The sequence below is a fragment of the Sesame phyllody phytoplasma genome, assembly GCF_018390775.2.
GTDB lineage: Bacteria > Bacillota_I > Bacilli_A > Acholeplasmatales > Acholeplasmataceae > Phytoplasma > Phytoplasma australasiaticum.
Genome location: NZ_JAHBAJ020000013.1, coordinates 1 through 17,649 on the forward strand (window position 1 = coordinate 1; position 17,649 = coordinate 17,649).

At 21.2% G+C, this 17,649-nt stretch carries 19 protein-coding genes and 1 pseudogene; 14 read left to right on the forward strand and 6 right to left on the reverse strand.

Annotated features, from left to right (window positions below; genetic code table 11):
- From KHD59_RS01860 to KHD59_RS01905, 10 genes are all read left to right on the forward strand, one after another.
- On the forward strand, positions 1-228 hold a 228-nt coding region (locus KHD59_RS01860; RefSeq protein WP_213680444.1), incomplete at its 5' end, for an HAD hydrolase-like protein.
- 16 nt (positions 229-244) lie between these two features.
- Positions 245-826 (forward strand): bis(5'-nucleosyl)-tetraphosphatase (symmetrical) YqeK, encoded by a 582-nt coding sequence (gene yqeK, locus KHD59_RS01865; protein WP_004994713.1) that lies wholly within the window; start codon positions 245-247, stop codon positions 824-826.
- Between the two features lie 7 nt (positions 827-833).
- The gene (rsmD, locus tag KHD59_RS01870) at positions 834-1,385 is read left to right on the forward strand and encodes a 16S rRNA (guanine(966)-N(2))-methyltransferase RsmD (RefSeq protein WP_004994711.1); all 552 of its coding nucleotides are present in this window, start codon (positions 834-836) and stop codon (positions 1,383-1,385) included.
- A 41-nt stretch (positions 1,386-1,426) separates the two neighbouring features.
- Positions 1,427-1,639, forward strand: coding sequence for a YneF family protein (locus tag KHD59_RS01875; RefSeq protein ID WP_004994710.1), 213 nt, complete (start codon positions 1,427-1,429; stop codon positions 1,637-1,639).
- 20 nt (positions 1,640-1,659) lie between these two features.
- The gene (locus tag KHD59_RS01880) at positions 1,660-2,004 is read left to right on the forward strand and encodes a super-infection exclusion protein B (protein ID WP_004994708.1); all 345 of its coding nucleotides are present in this window, start codon (positions 1,660-1,662) and stop codon (positions 2,002-2,004) included.
- 50 nt (positions 2,005-2,054) lie between these two features.
- On the forward strand, positions 2,055-2,456 hold the full coding sequence (locus KHD59_RS01885) for an OsmC family protein (RefSeq protein ID WP_004994706.1): 402 nt from the start codon (positions 2,055-2,057) through the stop codon (positions 2,454-2,456).
- 130 nt (positions 2,457-2,586) lie between these two features.
- Positions 2,587-3,456, forward strand: a complete 870-nt coding sequence (locus tag KHD59_RS01890; RefSeq protein ID WP_213680445.1) for a MetQ/NlpA family ABC transporter substrate-binding protein — start codon at positions 2,587-2,589, stop codon at positions 3,454-3,456.
- Positions 3,457-3,490: 34 nt separating this feature from the next.
- On the forward strand, positions 3,491-4,414 hold the full coding sequence (locus KHD59_RS01895) for a MetQ/NlpA family ABC transporter substrate-binding protein (RefSeq protein ID WP_213680446.1): 924 nt from the start codon (positions 3,491-3,493) through the stop codon (positions 4,412-4,414).
- 13 nt (positions 4,415-4,427) lie between these two features.
- Entirely contained in the window at positions 4,428-5,621 is a 1,194-nt protein-coding gene (locus tag KHD59_RS01900) for an aminotransferase class V-fold PLP-dependent enzyme (RefSeq protein ID WP_213680447.1), read from the forward strand.
- 118 nt (positions 5,622-5,739) lie between these two features.
- Positions 5,740-6,177, forward strand: coding sequence for an iron-sulfur cluster assembly scaffold protein (locus tag KHD59_RS01905; RefSeq protein ID WP_036690681.1), 438 nt, complete (start codon positions 5,740-5,742; stop codon positions 6,175-6,177).
- Between the two features lie 47 nt (positions 6,178-6,224).
- On the opposite strand, the gene KHD59_RS01910 is transcribed toward KHD59_RS01905, so the two are convergent.
- Together KHD59_RS01910 and KHD59_RS01915 are read right to left on the reverse strand one after the other, a co-directional pair.
- Positions 6,225-7,562 (reverse strand): hypothetical protein, encoded by a 1,338-nt coding sequence (locus KHD59_RS01910; RefSeq protein WP_213680448.1) that lies wholly within the window; start codon positions 7,560-7,562, stop codon positions 6,225-6,227.
- Between the two features lie 649 nt (positions 7,563-8,211).
- Positions 8,212-9,444, reverse strand: coding sequence for an aminopeptidase P family protein (locus KHD59_RS01915; protein WP_213680449.1), 1,233 nt, complete (start codon positions 9,442-9,444; stop codon positions 8,212-8,214).
- Positions 9,445-9,770: 326 nt separating this feature from the next.
- Here KHD59_RS01915 and KHD59_RS01920 point away from each other — a divergent pair, with 326 nt between their 5' ends.
- The 3 genes from KHD59_RS01920 to KHD59_RS01930 all read left to right on the forward strand — a co-directional run bounded on the left by KHD59_RS01920 (position 9,771) and on the right by KHD59_RS01930 (position 12,315).
- Positions 9,771-10,436, forward strand: coding sequence for a hypothetical protein (locus tag KHD59_RS01920; protein ID WP_213680450.1), 666 nt, complete (start codon positions 9,771-9,773; stop codon positions 10,434-10,436).
- Positions 10,437-10,643: 207 nt separating this feature from the next.
- On the forward strand, positions 10,644-11,039 hold the full coding sequence (locus KHD59_RS01925) for a hypothetical protein (RefSeq protein ID WP_193622151.1): 396 nt from the start codon (positions 10,644-10,646) through the stop codon (positions 11,037-11,039).
- A gap of 331 nt (positions 11,040-11,370) precedes the next feature.
- Positions 11,371-12,315, forward strand: coding sequence for an alpha/beta fold hydrolase (locus KHD59_RS01930; protein ID WP_213680451.1), 945 nt, complete (start codon positions 11,371-11,373; stop codon positions 12,313-12,315).
- 152 nt (positions 12,316-12,467) lie between these two features.
- Here the strand turns inward: KHD59_RS01930 and KHD59_RS01935 are convergent, their stop codons facing one another.
- Complete coding sequence (locus KHD59_RS01935; protein ID WP_213680452.1) at positions 12,468-12,656, reverse strand: hypothetical protein; 189 nt, start codon at positions 12,654-12,656, stop codon at positions 12,468-12,470.
- Between the two features lie 744 nt (positions 12,657-13,400).
- Here KHD59_RS01935 and glnS point away from each other — a divergent pair.
- Positions 13,401-15,032 carry a glutamine--tRNA ligase gene (gene glnS, locus KHD59_RS01940; RefSeq protein WP_213680453.1) on the forward strand — a complete coding sequence of 544 codons (1,632 nt, stop codon included), beginning with the start codon at positions 13,401-13,403 and terminating at the stop codon, positions 15,030-15,032.
- A 107-nt stretch (positions 15,033-15,139) separates the two neighbouring features.
- Here the strand turns inward: glnS and KHD59_RS01945 are convergent, their stop codons facing one another.
- The 3 genes and pseudogenes from KHD59_RS01945 to eno all read right to left on the reverse strand — a co-directional run.
- A complete protein-coding gene (locus KHD59_RS01945) occupies positions 15,140-15,739 on the reverse strand; it encodes a hypothetical protein (RefSeq protein ID WP_213680454.1) in 600 nt (199 codons plus the stop codon).
- 115 nt (positions 15,740-15,854) lie between these two features.
- Positions 15,855-16,175, reverse strand: coding sequence for a hypothetical protein (locus tag KHD59_RS01950; RefSeq protein WP_213680455.1), 321 nt, complete (start codon positions 16,173-16,175; stop codon positions 15,855-15,857).
- A 325-nt stretch (positions 16,176-16,500) separates the two neighbouring features.
- A pseudogene (gene eno / locus KHD59_RS01955) lies at positions 16,501-17,529 on the reverse strand (phosphopyruvate hydratase); the annotation flags it as partial.
- Positions 17,530-17,649 lie beyond the last annotated feature (120 nt).

A 17,649-nucleotide genomic window follows, 5' to 3' on the forward strand; every position in this document is an offset into this window, starting at 1 on the left:
AAAACAAAAAATCACGAAGTAGTTATGATTGGGGACCAATTAACCACAGATATTAAAGGAGCTAATAAATTAAATATTATATCTATTTTAGTAAAGCCTTTGAATAAATCACAAGAAAATTTATTTACAAAATGTAATCGTTTTTTTATAGAAAGACCTTTAATTAATTTAATTCGAAAAACTAATTTAAGTATTTATAATAATAAGTTTAAGAATTTTATTAAATAATAAATAATTATAATTTATGTTAATAGAAACAATTTTAAAAAAAATTAATAATAAATTTAAAAATGATATTTATCGTTTGAATCATATTTTAGGAGTTTATCAAAAAGCTACTGATTTAGCTTTATTTTATGGAGAAAATGTTGAAGAAGCTCAAATAGCTGCTTTATTTCATGATTATACTAAAAATGAATCATTAGAATTTCATTTATCTTTATTAGATAACGAAATTATTAATAAATATAAACAAATGGTATTTATGTATCATGCTTTTAGCGCACCTATTATACTTCAAAAAGAATTTAATATTAATAATACAAATATTTTTAATGCCATTCGTAAACATGTTTGGGGCCACGAAGACATGAATAAATTAGACAAAATTATTTTAATTAGTGATAAAATAGAAGATAGCAGAGAGTTCCCTAATATTAATTATTTTCGGGAATTAGCTTTTAAAAATCTAGATCAGACAATATACGAATTATTAAAAAATAATATCAATTATTATAGTAAAAAAGGATTTGAACCTTTTCCAGAGCAAATAAAAATTTTAAATTCTTTAAGTAAAAAAATATTTAAATTGAAAAAAGTTTGGTAATATCTAAATGTTACGTATTATATCAGGAAAATATAAAAATTTTCGTTTAAATTTAGTACCTTCACAAAAAACTAAAAGTTCTACTCATTTAATTCGAAAAGCTTTATTTGATACTATTCAGAAAGATATTCATAATAGTATTGTCTTAGATTTATTTGCAGGTTCTGGGGCTTATGGTTTTGAAGCTTTAAGCAGAGAAGCTAAAAAAATTTTTATGGTAGATAATTCGCTTCCAGCATATTTAACCATTAGAAAAAATCAAAACAAACTGAAAATTAATAATCAACAAATAATAGTTTTTTACAAAAACTATTTAAATATATTAAAAAGATTTATATCGCAAAAAATTAAATTTGATGTAATCATTTTAGATCCTCCTTATGCTTTTGAAATCAAAAATTTATTTCAAAAATTATTTAAAATAATCCATTCTAGAAGTTGGGTTATTTATGAAACTAATCATAAAAATTTATTACCTGATGTTGATCAAAAATTTATTTTAGTTAAAAATAAAAAATATGGTAGCAAAAGGTTAGTTTTTTACAAACCTATTATTTAACAAAAAAATATTAATTTGGAAAGGGGAATTTAGTATATTTTATGGCTTGGTTCGAAACAATTTCATTTTTATTGGGTTTAATTATAGGTATTTTATCAGGAGCATTAATTATGTTTTTTGGTTTTAAAAAATATTTAGAAAAAAACCCTCCCATTAATAAAAAACAAATTAAAGAAATGTTTAAACAAATGGGAAGGAGTCCTAGTGAAAAACAACTTCAGCAAATTATGTTAGCAATGAAAAATAAAAAATAAACGGAGATTAAATAAAAATAATGAAGTATTATATATTGGTTGTAATTATATTTGTTATTGCGATAACATTTATAATTATGAATTTAATATATCGATTTAATTTTAATTATAAAATTGAACGTTATTTATTGAATTGTGATCTTTTAGAGCAAGAAGTTTTAAAAACTTTTATTAAAAATAAAAATCAAACTTTTCCTTTAACTAATCAATCGCCAATTACTCAAAAATTTTTAAATTTAAATATTTTGACTAAAATAAAAAATGACGATGTTAATCCGGCTCACGGAATTTATTTGTTAAACGCTAATATTTTTGATTTAGTTATAAAAAATAATAAATTAAAAAAAATCTATTTAGAAAATTAATTTAATATTATATTTTAATTGTTATCAAATTTTAAAAGGTATGTCTAAACATGAAAAACCAAATAGAAATTATAGCTTATTATGAACCAAAATTACAAGATATAGGTATTATTCATAAAGGGTTAAAAACAAAGCTAACTTCAGCATTCGCAAATAGTTCTGAAATTAGCAATCCTAAAGAATTATTTTGTGTATCTTTATTGATTTGTTTTTATAAAACCACACGTAAATATTTGAATCATTCTGATTTTAAAATTAAAATTTTATGCAATAGTTGTAGCGATGATAAAGGTTTTTATTTCGATATAAATTTAGTGTGCGGTATTAAAAATTTATCACTTACCGAAACACAAGATATTATGAATATTGTTCATCAGAAATGTCCAATTTCCCGTATGTTAAATAATTATCAATATTTTAAAATTAAACCTATATTATATAAAGAATTTTAAAATATTGTGGTTAAAAAATCATTTAAACTATTTTATTGAGTTAATATCACTTAATAAAGAAATCATTTCATTATAATTAAATTTTTATATTATTAAAGAGTATATATTTATTTTTAGAAAGAAAAAAAATATGAATTTTTCTAAACCAAAATTACAAATAATAAAAGTTGCTAGTCCGATACAAGCTGTATTAAATACTTTAAATAAAGCTAAAGAAATTTATTTTCCACAAGGAATAGATTTACAAGTTATTAAAACTGATTGGACCGAAGAAAGTATTGATAAATTATCTGATGGTTCTGTAGATGGATTAATTTATACTAATGTACATGTTTTTAAAGCCTATAATGAATTCTTAAAAAAACAAAATAAAGAATTATTTTCTTACATACAACCTTTTTATCACTCTAAATATGGTTTATATATAAATCGTAACAATAAAAAACAACTTACTAATTTAGAAAAAGTGAAACAATATCAGAATTTAAAAGTATTATTAGCAGTATCTTTTGCTTTTATTCAACCATGCGATATGTCTCGATCACTTTTACTATTGAAAAATTTAGGATTAATTAGCATTCCTGAAAATATTATTAAAACTAAAAAATTAGATATAAGTTTAGAAGATATTAGTAACCCATACAATTTACAATTTATTAAAACTTCACAAATACCTTATCAATTTGAACAGCCAGATGAATTTGATTTAATGGCTAATTGGCCAGCTTTTATGAAATACAATGCTGATTTTATTAGAATTGGCTCTAATATTTCAGATGATAAAGAACCTCAAGATGAATTAGTAGAATCTTATGCTATAGCTTTAATTTCGCGTCAAAGTAATGCAGATAGTCAAGAAATTAAATTGTTGCAAAAAATATTACAAAACTCAGAAGTTAAAAAATTTCACGCTAATCAAACAAATAACGGTGAAATTGATTATGTAATGATTTCTGATCCAGAAAAAATCAAAAACAGAATAGTTAAAAATTGGTTATAAAAAACATATAAAAAGAAGAAGGTCCATTTAAAAAATGTTTAATTGTCAATCATGTGGTTGTGAAACGAAATCAAAAAAAATCATTAAAATAGCTACTAATTTTCCATCTACTTTAGAAACTTTACAAAAAAATAAAAAATTAATTAATCAAATTGGTTTTGAATTGCAAATTTTTGATGAAAATCAATTAAAAGAACAATATCAAGTAAATTGTAACGATGCTTTAAAAGCAGGAATTATTGATTTTAATATTGCCAACAACTTTCATACTTTAAAAGCTTATAATAATTACTTTGCTCCTGAACCTTTAGAACGTTTAGAAATGATTGAACCTTTTTTTCATCCTAAATATGGATTATATGCTAATAAACAAAACCCTTTAAAAATTCAAACATTAGAGGATGTAAAAAAAATAAAAAACGCTAGAGTTCTTTTTGCTCCGTTTAATGATTTGTTTACTGCTCCTTGTGATTTATCGCGTTCATTATTATTATTAAGAAAATTAAATTTAATTAAAATTGATGAAAAAATTATCGAACAAAAAGGTTATAATTTATCTTTAGAAGATATTGAAAATATTTCTAACTTGCAATTTATTAAAACAGATAACATTTTTAAAGTAGCTCAATTATTTGAAGATTATAATACATATGATTTAGCTATTAATTGTCCCGGTTTAATGAGGAAAAATGTTAATTTTTTACGTTTAGGTTCTATAGGCTTAGGAACTAATGAAAACGAAGAACCTACAGATATTGTTTTTTCTTCGTATGCTATTATTTTAGCCGCTAAAAAAAATTGTCAAAGTAGTCAAAATATAAAAGCAATGAAATGGTTTTTGCGAAATGAAGAAGTAAAAAAAACTTTATTACAAACAGGTAAACCTAATCATGACTATATTATGGTTGGAAATCCAGAACAACTTAAATATAATATTTTAAATAAATTCGATAAATAAAAGATAAATTTATATGATTAATCAATTTCGTAAGTATTTCCCTATTTTTGAAAATAATCCTGATTTAATTTATTTTGATTCCGCTGCAACTACTTTGAAACCTCGAATAGTTATTGAAGAATTGCAAAATTTTTATAATAATAATGGTATGAATATTCGTTCATCTTCTGGTTTAGCAATGCAAAATAATTTATTAATTGAGCAAACTCGAAAAGATATATCGAAATTCTTAAATGCTCAGCCTAAAGAAATTATTTTTACCAAGGGTGCTACTGAATCTCTAAATATGATTGCCGAAATGTTACGACATTTTATTAAACCTGGTGATGAAATTATTACTTCCGAATTAGAACATCATTCATGTTTATTGCCTTGGATGCGAATAGCTAAAGAAAAACAAGCTAAATTAATTTTTATTCCTTTGGATAAAGATTATAAAATAACAGTAGATAATTTTTGTCAAGTTTTATCTAATAAAACTAAATTTGTAGTTTTAAATCATATATCTAATACTTTCGGTTATGAAACGCCTATTAAAGAAATTACTTATATTGCGCATCAAAAGAACATTTTGGTAATTTTAGACGCAGCACAATCGATTACACATTTATCTATAGATGTTCGTGATTTAGATATAGATTTTTTAGCTTTTTCAGCTCATAAAATATATGGCCCTTTTGGGATTGGTATTTTATTCAGTAAACAAAAATTATTAGAACGATTATCTCCTCCTATTGTGGGCGGAGGTAATGTTTGCGAAGTCAATCATAATAATTTTATGTTTAATGAATTACCAAATAAATTTGAACCAGGTACATTAAATATTGGAGCTATTTTAGCTTTACAAAAAAGTTTGAATTTTATTGCAACAATAGGAATAAATCGAATACAACAATATACTAGTAATATTATTAAAAAAATCCATATTTTTTTAAAATTAATGCCTCAAATTATAGTTTTTAATCCTCAATCTACAAATATGATTTTATTTAATTTTAAATATATTCATGCCCATGATATAGAAAATTTTTTAAATCATCATAATATTTATGTGCGAACTGGTAAACATTGTGCCAATTTAATTATGAAAAAAATTAATCAAATTAGTACTATTAGAATTTCAGCAGGTATTTATAATAATGATAAAGATATTAACTATTTAATTTCTGTTTTAAACAAAATTAAAGATTTAAATAGTATTATATAATTTTTTATAGTAATAAGAATATAATTTTAATAAATTACGTTTTAGTTACATGTGATAACACGATACAAATATTTATTACAAAAATAAAACTAATTTTATTACTGAAAGAAAGAGGTAAATGTTGATTTATTTAAAAGATAAAGATAAAAAAATTATGATATATCATTTGAATAATCCTCAAAACCAAGGTCTATTAGATGATCCTAATTATTCATATTTTCGTTACCAAAATAATTATTGCGGTGATGCGATAGAATTACAACTTTATATTATTAATCACGAATTACAAAATATTCGCCATAATACTCAAGCTTGCGCAATTTGTTGTATTTCAGCGAGTATTATGTCTATAATTGTTAAACAACAAAAAATTAAAAACATATTATTTAAAATTAAAAATTTTTTATCTATGTTAAATCAACAAAAATTTGATTTTAATGAAATTAACGAAGAATTGCAAATTTTTAAATTTTTTTGTGATAATCCTGGAAAAATTACTTGTATTAGTTTACCTTGGCAAGCTTTAAAAAAAGCTATAGAATCTCTTGGATATTAAAATCTCTTGGATATTAAAAAAATAATATCAAAAATTATCTTTTCGGATTAATTATCATAACTATATGGTAAATGACAAGGGATATACATTATTCCTGGGATAACTATATTAGATAATGTCAAAGGATAATGATCATCGTAATAATAGTGAATTTCATTGCCAGTAGAAGTTATTTCTTTTTTTAATTGCATTGTATTTCCTAAATAAGTGTATTCGAAAATATGTTGATTAGGCCATATTTCTTTAACTAAATTGCCATTAAATTCATCAAATTCTTGAATATAACCATGAGGAAAAATTATTTTAACAATATTTTTACACATATCATTATCTGAATATATTATTTCAGTATTTTTTGTGATTCCATTGTTATCAGTAATTTTAATAATTTTATAATTTTTTGTTTCATCTATTTCAACTATAGAATTATCAGGTAATTGTTTCATTTTAATCGAATTATTTTCTGTATTTGTATTTAATAAATATTCTGTTTTGATTATGTTATCTTTTGTTTTTATTTGGATCGGTAATAAATTATTATCATATTTTATAATAGTACCATCAGGTAAAATTTCTTGTTCTAATTTAAAAAAATAATTTTTATGCATTTTGTGAATTCTATATTTTCGAATAAATTTATCTATTAAATTATCTTGATCTAAAAAAAATAAATAAAAACCATAATATTTACGTTGTTCGCCATTTGGAAAAATGATCTTTTGTATTGTTTTAGTTTTAGGATTATATTCGCGAATATATTTATTAGAAATTTCTTGAATAACATCTTTTTTATAATATCTAGTTATACCATTAGCAAAAGTTTCTTGGATTTTATGATATTTATAAGTTTTTTGTTTTTTTTCAGGAAATTTTTCTTGTAATAAATATTTATCATATTTATAATCTTTATTTGGTAAAATTATTTCTATTTTTTTATCATTATGATCATATTTCTTAATAATCCCATTAGAATTGATTTTACGAAATAAACGTTTTTGATCATCATATTCGTGAATATTGCCATCTAAAAAAATTTTTTTTTTAAAATTATCTAAATGATCCAAATTAATAATATCATCAGATACATGATTATAATCGTATCCAGTGATCATATCTTTTGAATTAAATTTTTTATGTACCAATTCTCCTGTAATAGGATCATATTCTTTAATATTGCCTTGTTGATCAATAATTTTAATAATTTTAATTATGCGATCTCCTTCATTAATGGGTATATTTTCTGATATTCTAAAATCTAAATGATTATTTAATGTGGTAACAATGTCATAATCTTTTTTCGTATAATAAAAATGATCAAATAAATAAATTAATAATAATGCCAACAATAATAAACATATAAATTTAATTTTTGTTAATTTTAACAAATATTAAAATCCCCTTTTTAAATTAAATATTATTTTTTAATCTTTTTTAATTTTTTTAATAATTTTAAAAATGATTTTTAATAAAATAATAATTTTCTATTTCATAATTTTTTTCTATTTTATAATTTGTTTTGATCTTTATAAGAAAATAATGTAAAATATTTATGATTTATAAATTGTTCTATTTTAATAACTTTATATAATTTTTCATTTAATACAGATTTTAAAATATTTCTAAAAATGTTTATTTAGGATATTTTTTCTAATTATTTTCTAATTAGATTAAAATTTCTGTTGTTGGTTAATTATGTTTTTAAATATAAAAAAATAGAATAATTTTTATTTATTCTCGAATCTTTTTAAATTTATTATTCTTTCAATAAGACCAATAATATAAATATAAATAAACTAATTTTTAATTTCGTTTTTTGTTACTTTTTGAATGGAGGATTTTTATAAAAACAAAATGAAAATAATTTAATATTAATATTAGAATATTTTGCGAAAATTATAAATAAAATTTATCATCTTTTAAAGGCAAAAATAAATAATTTATATATAACATTGATATTATAACAAATCTAATTTAAAACAAATAAATTCTAAATTATTTTTTATATAGTTAATGTTATAATATTTGGTCAAATATTTATTTAATTATTAATGATTCTATTTCTGCAATTTCTTTAGGAATTTTAGCAGATAAATTAATATTTCCTTGTTTTTTTACAATAATATTATCTTCAATTCGAATTCCCAAATTTAAATGTTCAATATATAAACCAGGTTCAATAGAAATAACGCTATTTTCTCCAATAGGTTCTTCTGGACTTATACCTAAAACATCATGCGTATCCAAACCTAAATAATGACTAATACTATGATAAAAATAATTTTCAATTTTTTCTACAAATCCAAGTTTTAGCATACCTTGAGCTAGAATTTGTTTTCCGTATCTATTTAAATCTTGCATACTATGTTCAGGTTTAACCCAATTAATTAATATTTTATTAGTGTTTAAAACTAAATCATAAATTTGATTTTGTATAGATGTAAATTTATGTTTTAAAGGGAAACAACGAGTAATGTCTGAAGAATAATTATTGATTACTACCCCTGCATCCATTAAACAAATATCTTCATCATTTAACTTAGAATTATTTTTGTTATAATGCAAAATTAAAGCGTTTTTTCCCGAAGCAACAATAGTTTCAAAAGCATTTTTAGCTTTTTGCATTTCTAAAAAATAATGAAAATGAGCTGATATTTCAAATTCATATTGACATTTTTTTAAATTATTAAATGTATATATTAAAGAATGATAATGTATGTCAATGGCATGCTTAATATAATTAATTTCTTCATTATTTTTTTGTTTACGCAAATTTAATAAAATTGGAGAACTGTTGGCTATTTCGATCCAAGGCCAAGAACTTAAAAATTTATAAATTTGTTCATAACCCCAACAATAATATTTTTTATGATAATACGGAATATCAAAATAAACTTTCGGTGACAATGATTTAAATTCACAAATTTGTTGATTAAGCCAAACATTAAAATCTTTCATTTCATAAATATTATTACATGAAATTTTTGATATATTAGTTATTTGTTCTTTATTTAATTGATCATCATTCCATAATTTATGAATAGGATTTATGTTAGGTATAAATAAAAATGTTTTTTGCATTGATGATTTTTTTATAAGAATTAAAATGCTACCATCTTGTTGAATTCCTGTTAAATAGTAAAAATTTTTATTAACTTCGAATGGAAATAATTGATCCCCACTTTTATAATGTGAATGACCTGAATAAAATAAAGCTATAGAATTGTCATTTATACATTTAAAAAAACGATTACGATTATTAGAAAACATATATTACAAAAACCTCTACAAAAAATATTTATTTAAAATATTTAATAATTATTTTAATTAACTAATTAATAAAAAATATTTTATTTTTATTTTTAAAAATAAAATTTTCTAAATGCATAAAATTAATTTATTTATAATAATAAATTCACTAAATTATTTGAATTATTTTTTTAATCTTTTTTATATAGTTATAAAAAACTATGATTCTATTATATTTAATATTATAAATTAATTTTTTTTAATTAAATTTAAAATTATTTTAGATAACCAATAAAAAAATTAATTTAATAACGTGAAAGGAAAATGGTTAAATAAACTTAAAAAATATGTTTAATATTAAAAAAAAATTTAAAATTATTTTCGGTATGTTTGTACTTTTATGGTCATTAATCATAATTTTTATTATTGGCCATCGTTTGGTATATAAAACAAAAGAAAAACAAACATCGAATTATGATAATTATTCTTATCGAAGGATCTATGATCAAGGTTTGGAAAATCGTAAATTAGTTGAAAAATTAGCTTATCTAGGATTTGAACATTTTAAAATAGGATTAAAAGATGAAAATTTACGCGAACAATATAACCAATTGGCTAATGATGAAACTTTGAACATAACACAAATTGAAGAAAAAATTTTTAATAGATCATTAAACACTGCAGAAACATTTTTGATACAAAGCACTATTGATTTTTTATCTAAAAAAATAAATAAAACAATAATATTGAAAATCAGAGTAATTAAACCGTCTACAAGTTTTTTAGCAGAAGTAAAGTCTTTATATGAGATATCAAATAATTCCATTATTACATTAAATATGCAAAATTATAACAATCAACATTTTTATATTAAACATTCGAGTGACACTCCTGGGGATGGTTATTGTTTTTTTCATGCACTCAAATACTTATTAGATCAATCTGTTCCTGATTGGTTAGATAAAATTTGTAAAGAATTAAATGAAGTGAAATTATCATTTTCAAAAAAATAAAAACACAAAAACTTATTGTCTACCCGGAATATTTTGTTCAAATGGGTGATATATCAGGAGAAATGGCAACAATATGAACAATATGAGCAAAAAAAAAACAATTACAATATATTTATCCAAATAGTATTGATTTGGTTCTTAATTATATTAAGTTATTTTATAATATTTTTTTTTCCAATATCAAAAAAAATTTCTAAAATTCCTTTTATGAATATACCTGATAATTCAGAATCTAAATCTATGTCTTTTAATTTGATTAATATAATGAAAGAGAAAACGACTTTGTATCGTTTTTTGATTAAATTGCCTTATTATTTAGTAGGATCTTGCAAATTAGAAATTGACAAAGCTTTAAAAGAAAATTTTGTTTATGAACAAAATTCCAATATTGAATTTAATAAAAGTGATGGATTAATCACAATTCATAATGTGGAAAAAATATTAAATCATAACATTTTAATAGGAGAAACTTTTATTCCATTAAAATTTGGTTTTTGGAAAAATAGAGAACATTATGCATTTACTTTTCAAATTTATTTTATCGCATATAAATTAAGTTATAGTGATGATTATGATTATCGCATAAAAGTTAGAAAAAAATAAAATTAACTTAATATTTTTTTAGTTTTAATAAACCAAAAATAAAGTTTTAAATTTATTTTATTTATTTTTAATCATTATATATTTAATTTTTTTATATTTATGAAAAAAATAATAAAAAATCTTAATAATTTATTTTATTTTGAAATTATTAGTTATTATATTAATTGATTAATAAGTTGTAATTAAGTTTCATTAATTAAATAAAAATTTGTAAATTGTTATTAATTTTTTATCTATCTTTATATTATTAAATTTTTAATATATCAAATTCATTATTAAAAAATATTTTTTAGTCATAAAATTATTTTCAAATGGGAGAAAGATTTTTAAGATGTATTATCAAAAACAATTCAATAATAAAAATAAAAAACATAATAATTTGATATTTAATATTTTATTTAAAACGACAATTTGTTTAATTTTTGTTTTTAAAATACTAAAATTTTCTAATTTTTATTTATTAGGATATCATAATACTAATCTATATGTTAATGTTAAAAACGCTATAGAACCTCAAAAAGCTAAAGCGAACATCATCATTACACATGATATCGGAGAAAGTTCTCAAGAATATGAAAGATTAACTAATTTTCTAAACGCAAATAATTATAATACTATAACATATGATTTAAGAAATCATGGTCAAAGTATACAAAATCACGATAATTTAGGAGATATTGAAGATGACAAAATTTTTATAAATGATTTGCATAAAATTATAACGTTTTTAAAAAAACAAAACAATTTAAAAATCTTTTTATTAGGTCATTCATTAGGAAGTATTATTAATAATTGCTACGTTTATAAATTCCAAGATATAGATGGAGTTATAAATACCGCTACATATTCAAAAATTTTGAACAAAACTAAAAAAATTTTAGAATCAAAGAGCATTAATCAAAATGAAAAAATTATCATCATGGATAATTATACCGAATCCGAAAGATTAACTTTAAGATTAGAAGAAATTAGTAATAGAATTACTACTGTTACAACTCGATTTATCTATAATACTATGATTTTAATGATTACACAATTTCAAAAAAATTTAATTAATTATGAGTTCTACTATCCTAAACCTATTTTATTATTACACGGAAAAAAAGATAATATTATTGATTATACACATAGTAAAGAGTTATTTGAATTAATCCAAAGTCCTGATAAAACTTTAAAATTATATTCCACAAGTAATCATAATTTATTAAATAATAATTTTTATACTTCAATATATAAAGATATTTTAGAATGGTTAAATAATCGAATATCTATATAAAAATAAAACTACTCTGAATATAAATTAAAAAGAGAGATCATAATTTAATGACAATTTTTAACAATTGTCATAAAAAAATGATCTCTCTATTATGATTATAATCTATTTTTTTAAAAATTTTTATAATATTTTCCTAAAATTTACTTTATTTTTTATGAATTATCTTTTTTATTTTTTTCCGGATCAAGGCTACGCCAAGTTTTTCGAATTTCTTCAAGAGATGTTATATAATTATCTTCGTAATTGTTGTCAATATTAGCATTTGATTCATTTTTTATCACAAATAAAATAATAAATAATATTAATAAAAAAGTAACACGACTTATCAATTTAATATACATTTAAGATGACTCCTGAAAAAATAAAATTTTTAAAAAACGCTTACTTTAGTATACTAAAAATATTTAAAAAAAACTACCTTAATTACTTTTATATTCATTTTTAATAAAAATTAATCGAAAAATCTATTTATTGGATATATTTTGTTAAATTTTATTTTTTATAAGTAAAAATACTAAAAATAAATTATATAATTATTATATTACATCTCTATTTAGGTATGTTATATATAACTTAAATCATCATAAAATATGCCTATAATTTTATGACTTGACAAAAAACTTCGGCAAATTAATAAAAAATTATTTAAAAACTATCCAGCAACATTATTTCCTAAATAATAAATAAAAGAAAAAATAATCGATAAAATTAAAAAAAGAGATCACTAATTAAAAAAATTTTTTATAGTTTGTAATTAATAACAAAAAAATATTTTTTTAAATAGTAAAATACATAACATTAATTAATGCGCGAAAAACAAGATATTATTGATATATAATTGCCATAAATTACAAAAAAACAATCATATAACTAAAATAAATTATTATACAAAACCAAAATTTAAATATTACAATATTGAGCTTAATTAATAATATCTTTAGTTATCTTAATACATTATAGATTTAATAATTTATATTAATTAATCTTAAAAACTTAAAAAAAGATAATACTATATAGAATAAAAAAAATTGCGTCAAGTAATAATTAATTTTATAAAAATAAAAAGGAGAAAAAACAAATATTTTATGATAATCTCTAATTTTATCAAAACTATTATGAAAAAGGATTTGCAACAAAATAAAATATCTGAAATTATCACTCGTTTTCCTCCTGAACCAAACGGTTTTTTACATTTAGGACACGCTAGAGCTATCATTATTAATTTTGAATTAGCCAAATTATTTCAAGGAAAAACATATTTAAGGTATGATGATACTAATCCAATACGTGAGAAATCTATTTATATTGAAAATATCCAAAAAGATATAAATTGGTTAGGTTATAAACCGGATAAAATTTTTTTTACCTCAGATTATTTCGAAATAATATATCAAAAAGCTATTTTATTAATACAAAAAAACAAAGCTTTTGTAGATGATTTAAATACAGAAGAGTTAAAAAAAACAAGAGAAATGCAACAATGTTCTCCTTATCGTAATCGCTCTATATCAGAAAACTTAAAACTATTTATTCAAATGGCTCAAGGTAAATTCCAAATAGGAAAAAAAGTGTTAAGAGCGAAAATTGATATGTCTAGTCCAAATATTAATTTAAGAGATCCAGTTTTATATAGAATTTTGAATACCAAAAGTTTAAAGCAACAACATCATTATATTTATCCTACTTATGATTTTGCTCATCCTTTAGCTGATTCTGTAGAAAAAATTACCCATTCACTATGCTCTTTGGAATTTGAAGATCACCGTCCACTTTATAATTGGATTATTAAAGAAACCGAAATGATTCACGTTCCGCAACAAATTGAATTTGGTCGATTAAATATTGTTGGTACTTGTTTAAGCAAAAGAATTCTGAAATTATTAGTTGATTATAATTTAGTACAAGGTTGGGATGATCCACGTATGCCAACTTTAATAGGTTTAAGAAATCGTGGATTAACTCCCTTGGCAATTAAAAATTTCATCATAGAAGCTGGCCTTTCCAAAATAAACAGTAATATTGATAAAAATATGTTAGACGCCTGTTTAAGAAACGATTTACAATTAAAAACTAAAACTATAATCGCTATTATCAAACCTTTAAAAATAACTATTACCAATTATCCCGAAAATAAAATAGAATATCGCGAAATACCTTATTACAAAAATAATGAACAAATCAAAAGAAAAGTTTTTTTTTCACGTAATATTTATATAGAGCATAGCGATTTTGAAATAAATAAACCTAATAAAGATTTTAAAAGATTATTTTTAAATGGAGAAGTTAGACTTTTATATTTTTACTTTATTAAAGCTTATAAAATAATAACTAATGAATCCGGAGAAATTATAGAAATTTTAGCTACTTACGATCCAATCACTAAAAGTGGTAGTGGTTTTAACCAACGTAAACCTAATGGTACTATTCATTTTCTAACTATTGAGAATTCTTCCGAAGCAACTTTTAATTTTTATCAAGATTTATTATTAAAGAATACTGATGAATTAAATAAGCAAAAACCTGAAGAAATTAAAAATTTTTTTAATTTTAACTCTTGGGTACAACAAAAAGGTTTTATAGAAAATACTTTAGATTTTAAAAATAATTTAGAAAAATTTCAATTTATTAGACATGGTTTTTTCAATTTAGAACATAAAAATAATCAAATAAGAAATTTTAATGAAATTGTAGCTTTAAAAAAAAATATCAAACATTAAATTTTAATTTAAAAAAAATAAATTAATAAAATTTTAATAATTATTTAAAAAAAACTCCCAGAAAATATATATTATAAATTCTGAGAGTTTTTTTCATTTAATAAAAATTATTTCATATTTGAGATAGTAAGCGCTACTACACCTGGTGTTTGAGCTGCTAATTTTAAAAGCATGCCAAAATTATAATTCAATATTAATTGAGTCAAAGCTTCAACAATATCTCTGCAACAATTAGATAAAAGTTGATTCCACTTATCTGTATCTTTTAAATTATTTGCTTGAATCGTTGATAAAGATGGATCATGTGAACTTGATGTTATAATATCTTTTGCGCTTGCCGCAATATTATGTAATTGAGTGATATCATCAATATCAGAGTAAAAGGTATTTTGATTTATTGAAACTAAATTATCTAAAGATTGAAAACAAACTGCTTCTTCAAATGCTGGAATTGAATTTACAACAGGTTTAGATGCGCTTAATTTATTATTATATTGATAAAAAATTTTCAATAATTTTGATTTTTGTTCATTATTGAGATCGTTAATATCTTGATTAGTTAAAGCTACCGAATCCGATAACATGGCACTGTTATTCATTAAATGAGCTAATAAAATATTATTATTCATTATAATATAGCATAACGCTACAAATAATAATGATAATAAACCGGGAATAAACCTTAGTTGTTTAATTTTATTTTTCAAAATATTTTTATCCCCCTTATAATATTCTGATATTTAATTTATAGTAAAACAACATTGGTGTTCATGATTATTGTAACATATTTTGATATTATTGAAAAATTATAATTAATTTTAATTATTTTAATAGTAAATAACTATTATAACTCTTCCCTTTTATACTACGATCTGATGTTGTGCTAAGAGAAAAATCTAATAATAATGGATTTTCGGAAGAAGATTTTATAATATAAAATTTATTGTTTCCATTTGTTGTATCCAAGTATTTTAAACTTTTATTAAAATCCTTTATATAATCATATTTTTGTTTATTAGTTGGTTCATTGACTCTCTTATAAGAGTTGGAACCAAGTAAAATAATAATTAAAATAAATAATAATAATAATAAAATTGCAATTTTAATCAATGTTTTTCTTTTAATCACATATTCTTTTTCCATTTTTACATCCTATCATGTTTATATTAAACATTTATATTAATTATTTTTAATTTAAAATTAATTATTTTTATTAAAATGTATAATTTTTAACTTTTTATTTAAAGAAAATTTAAAGTAATTAAATAGTTTTAAGAAATTATTTTTTTCAAATTAACAGCGATTCTCTTAATGACAATTAATTCTAACAAACATTTATATTTTCGTCAATATTATTAATTTAATTAAGATTAAAAAATTTTAAAAAAATAAAAAAGATCAACTTAAAGTTGATCTTAGTAATTTTTTATTATTTGTTTTAACTTTAAATTAAATAAATTGAAAAAAGTTATTTTAGCAAATTATAAAATACTTTTAAACCTAAAAAAGGTGCTGTAGTAGTTAATTTTTCTTCAATTCGTAATAATCGATTGTATTTAGTAACACGATCTGTACGACAAAGAGAACCTGTTTTTATTTGACCCACATTAGTAGCAACAGATAAATCAGCAATAAAATCATCTTCAGTTTCTCCGCTGCGATGAGAAATAATTGCTGTATAACCAGCTTTTTTCGCCATTTCAATTGCTTCTAAAGTTTCTGTTAAAGTTCCTATTTGATTTAATTTGATTAAAATGGAATTAGCAATATTATTTTCAATTCCTTTTTGTAATTTCTTGATATTAGTTACAAACAAATCATCTCCAACTATTTGTAATTTTGTTCTTAATTTTTTAGTTAATAATTTCCAACCTTCCCAATCGTTTTCGTCCAAAGCATCTTCGATAGAAATTATCGGGTATTTTTTCACTAAATTATCAAAATAATCCACTAATTCTAAGCTAGTTAAATAATATTTATGCCCTTTTTCTCCTGATAAAACATATTTTTTATTTTTTTTATCAAAAAATTCAGAAGCAGCTATATCCATACTGATATATATATCTTTACCAGATTGGTAACCGGCATTATGAATAGCTTCTAAAATAATTTTAAGAGCTTCTTCATTTGAATTTAAATTGGGGGCATATCCTCCTTCGTCTCCAACATTTGTATTTAATTTTTTTAACTTTAAAATTTTACCTAAATGATGAAATATTTCTGAACCGTATCTTAAAGCTTCTTTAAAATTAGGAGCGCCTACAGGTAAAATCATAAATTCTTGAAAATCAATATTATTATCAGCATGCGAACCGCCATTAATTATATTCATCATAGGAACAGGCATTTGTTTTGGTTGTATACCGCCTAAATAATCATATAATTCCATATTAAAATAATTAGCTCCGGCTCGCGCACAAGCTAAAGAAACTCCAAGGATAGCATTAGCTCCTAATTTACTTTTATTAGGTGTACCATCTAAAGCTATTAATTTTTTAATATAGATAGAATATTTGCGTTTCAATATTAGGATTTACCTTCCTGATATCTATTACAAACAGCCCCCATCTAAACCGGACAAGCAAGTTTCCAAGCATCCGGCTTGCCATAATTTATC